Here is a 3,408-nt window from a genome sequence, read left to right on the forward strand (position 1 = left end):
AGAGCCTGTGTCTGAACCTGAGCTGGGTGCTGGCCGCTTGGCATTCTTGCGTGTGGCGCTGTACCGACCCCCAGGTCGGTGCCGTAGCGCTCGCGGGCGAGTGGCATAGTGAGCCGGATGATCGGACGCCTGTACACCGTTGTCATCGACTGCCCCGACCCGGGTGAGCTCGCCGGTTTCTACGAGAAGCTGTTGTCGCTCTCACGACAGGAGGACACCGGTGACTTCGTCGTGCTCCAGAACGCCGCGGGCGCCCCGGTGGTCGCCTTCCAGCGGGTGGACGACTTCCGCGCGCCGCGGTGGACGGATTCCGCGCGCCCTCAGCAGATGCACATCGATGTGATGGTCACGGACCTCGATACGGCCGAGACCCAGGTGCTCGCTCTCGGTGCGACGCTGCTGGATGGTTCGGACAAGCCGATCGGTTACCGGGTCTACGAGGACCCCGTCGGCCATCCCTTCTGCCTGATCACTCCCGAGGGAGCCTGAGAGCCTGTGTCTCTCCATTGGGCCGATCGGTAGGTCAGGCGGCTTCGGCCATCACGTAGCCGTGGGTGGTGTCGCGGCGTTCGGCGGGATGGTTCTTGCGGCGGGTGAGGCGTCGGGTCATGAGGGTGATGGCCGCCCAGGTGATGAGGGTTTCGGAGTGCTGGACCAGGCGCTCGTAGTCGCGGGCGTGACGACGCGCGTGCATGATCCAAGCGAGCGAGCGTTCGACAACCCAGCGCCGGGGAAGGACGACGAACCCGGAGGTGTCCTTGGGGCGGCTGACGGGCTTGATGGTCAGGTTGAGGTGCTGTTTCGCCCAGTCCACGAGCTTCCCCGCGTAGGCGGAATCCGCCCAGACGATGGTGATCTGGGGGTGCATGAGCCGAAGGCGGAAGAGGACTTCCTTCGCCGCGGCGGAATCGTGCAGATCGGCCGGGGTGACCATAACCAGCAGGGGCAGCCCGCGTGTGTCCACGACCAGGTGACGCTTCCGACCATTGATCTTTTTTCCCGCGTCGTAACCGCGGCTGTCTCTCCCCACGGTCTCTGCGGCCTTGACGCTCTGGGAGTCGATGACCGTGGCGACCGCTCGGGGGCCTTTGCCCATGTCGCGGCGGATCCGGCCGGCGAGCTGGTCGCGTATCTGCCCGATGACCCCGGCGGCCGCCCAGCGCGCCATGAACCCCCAGACCGTGCGCCAGGGCGGAAAGTCCACAGGCAGGGCCCTCCATTTGCAGCCGGTGTCGACGACGTAGCGGATGGCATCGACGATCTCGCGCCGGGGATGTTTCTCCGGCCGACCGCCGCGGTGAGTCTCGCAGGCCGGGGTCGGCAGCAGCGGTTCGATCAGGGCCCATTCCGCGTTCGTGGTGTCGGAGGGATAGCGGCGGCGGCGCATGGCGGCTTCGCTCCCTCCGGGCAGTCGAGGACAGGCACCCGGCCTTGGCCGAGCGCCCCTCGTGGGGTCAGGACGAGACCACGAGGTCGAGGGTGGATTCGATGGAGTTGAGCTGGGCGATGATGTGCTTGACCCATTTGTCGCGCGGGTGGGCGGCGGCGTGGGGGGCGACGGTGCCGGTGATGAACCGGCGGAACTCGGTCAGCTTCTCGGTGAGCACGGCCCGTTCGTATGCCTCCAGCGCGGCCCGTTCGGCGCCGAGCTGGTAGCCGTCGGCCCTGGTCCAGATCAGTGGTGGCCAGCCGTTTTCGGCGATGATGTCGCGCAGGGCGGCCAGCCCCGACCTGACCTGGCTGGGGGACAGCCCGCTCGCGCGGGTCAACTGGGGGAACAGCAGCCCCGCGGGTCTGGCCTCGAACAGCACGAACCGCAGGGTGTCCGCATGCCGCTGGGCGGCATCGCCCCGACGCCGTGAGGCGCGGGGCACGACTACTCGCCTCGTAGCATGCGGGCGAGCTCGTCATCCATGTCGACCTTGCCGGTGTCGACCGCGGTCTCGATCCAGTCCAGCGTCGCCCGCACCTTGGCGACGTTCTGGTGCACGATGCCGGCCTCGTCCTCGCTCAGGGTGCGGTCACGCAGGCTCGGGACAGTCCGGCCGGCCGCGGCGACGAAGGAGTGGCAGGCAGTGACCAGGTCCAGGAACTCCACCGTCCGGTCGATCTTTTTCACCGCCGGTGCGACCGGGCTGGTGTCCTCGAAGTGGTCGCGGGCTTGCCGGGACCGCTCGACCTGGGCATGGTTGACCTGGAAGCGGGCAGTGTCGTCACTCATCGCCTTGAACGCGACGTCCGGCCGGCGCAGCAGGTTCGTGGCCGCCGTGGTGGCAAGCTGCTCGTCACGGGTGAACTCTTCCACCACCCGGGCCTTGTCCACCGTGGTCACCTTGGTCGTCACCTCCGGCCGCTTCAGGAAGTCACTGGTCACCGCCGCGGCGACCTGGTCGTCCTGAGCGAGCGTGTGGATCGCGGTGATCTTCTCCTTCGGCGTCACCGGTGTCTCGACCCGGTTGCCGACCCGCCGGCTGGCGTCGTCCGGCGTCCACCGGGCCTTGCCCCCAGGGGGCGTGAGGATCGCGTCAAACCGTTCCTGGTCGTTCTCGATATAGGCCAGGATTCGGTGAACGGTGTAGGAGACGCCCGTCTGGCGGCGGTCGGCCGGCCAGCGTGAAGATGTCCACCTCGCCGACTTCACTGTGCTGAACTTCAGGCCGATGTCCTCGGCCAGCCGTGTGAGTGTCGTGGTCACCGACCACTCCGGGGCGGCCGCGTTGTGGCCGCCCGGCTCCCTGATCGGCTCTATCTCCAGGGCTCGGTCCCCGATCGTGAACTGCCCGCGGGTCTGCTGTTCCACCACGTCCCGCAGCTCGGACACGATCTGCTCGTAACGGGACTGGCTGACGCTTCCGACCTTGTCGATCTCCTTCGGCATGGGGTTCACCACCCATGCGGGCCGCAGCACGGAGCTGGCGTCCGTGACGTGGACACGACCCGCTCACCACCGAGAGTCAGACTGTAAATCTGCTGATCACAACGAACGGCTATAAATGACCGGTTTTTGAACGAAGTTGGACTGAGGATGCGTTCGCGATGCGGTCACTGTGCCCGTTCGCCGAACGTTTCCTTCCGGCGCCTCCAGGCCCTCACCACACACCGGCGCGAGCAGTACACGGCGTTCGAGCGCCGGCCGACGCCCGCCACCCACCGGGTCCCGCACTCGGGACACTCCACTTCGCCCGCACCGACCAACGCGGCAGCCGTGAGCTTGCGCAACCGGCGTTCCGTACGCCACTGCCTGGCACGACATGCCGCGGAACAGAACACAGCGTCAGACCGCGAACTCGACCTCAGTCGGTCGCCACAAGCCCGACAGTTCCTCTCCCCAGCCCGCCCGGCGCCCTTGGACACCACGCCAGCGTAGAACCCAAGGCTACTCAGAAACGGGGATCAGAAACACGTACT

The 3,408-nt window shown here is 67.4% G+C and carries 4 protein-coding genes; 1 reads left to right on the plus strand and 3 read right to left on the minus strand.

Going from position 1 to position 3,408, the window contains the following annotated elements; all coding sequences use genetic code 11:
* Positions 1 to 117: 117 nt before the first annotated feature.
* The gene (locus tag JK364_RS53990) at positions 118 to 489 is read left to right on the plus strand and encodes a VOC family protein (RefSeq protein ID WP_201858812.1); all 372 of its coding nucleotides are present in this window, start codon (positions 118 to 120) and stop codon (positions 487 to 489) included.
* 34 nt (positions 490 to 523) lie between these two features.
* Here the strand turns inward: JK364_RS53990 and JK364_RS53995 are convergent, their stop codons facing one another.
* The 3 genes from JK364_RS53995 to JK364_RS54005 all read right to left on the minus strand — a co-directional run bounded on the left by JK364_RS53995 (position 524) and on the right by JK364_RS54005 (position 2,878).
* Positions 524 to 1,387, minus strand: a complete 864-nt coding sequence (locus tag JK364_RS53995; RefSeq protein WP_201858813.1) for an IS5 family transposase — start codon at positions 1,385 to 1,387, stop codon at positions 524 to 526.
* 67 nt (positions 1,388 to 1,454) lie between these two features.
* Positions 1,455 to 1,874, minus strand: coding sequence for a RacP protein (locus JK364_RS54000; protein WP_201858814.1), 420 nt, complete (start codon positions 1,872 to 1,874; stop codon positions 1,455 to 1,457).
* A 2-nt stretch (positions 1,875 to 1,876) separates the two neighbouring features.
* Positions 1,877 to 2,878 carry a DUF6192 family protein gene (locus JK364_RS54005; RefSeq protein ID WP_201858815.1) on the minus strand — a complete coding sequence of 334 codons (1,002 nt, stop codon included), beginning with the start codon at positions 2,876 to 2,878 and terminating at the stop codon, positions 1,877 to 1,879.
* Between the last annotated feature and the right edge of the window lie 530 nt (positions 2,879 to 3,408).

The organism is Streptomyces endocoffeicus (assembly GCF_016741935.1).
GTDB lineage: Bacteria > Actinomycetota > Actinomycetes > Streptomycetales > Streptomycetaceae > Streptomyces > Streptomyces endocoffeicus.

Excerpts from the sequence above, each read along its gene's own strand:
- JK364_RS53995 (WP_201858813.1), bottom strand. The coding sequence starts at position 1,387 with ATGCGCCGCCGCCGCTATCCCTCCGACACCACGAACGCGGAATGGGCC.
- JK364_RS54005 (WP_201858815.1), bottom strand. The coding sequence starts at position 2,878 with ATGCCGAAGGAGATCGACAAGGTCGGAAGCGTCAGCCAGTCCCGTTAC.
- JK364_RS53990 (WP_201858812.1), top strand. The coding sequence starts at position 118 with ATGATCGGACGCCTGTACACCGTTGTCATCGACTGCCCCGACCCGGGT.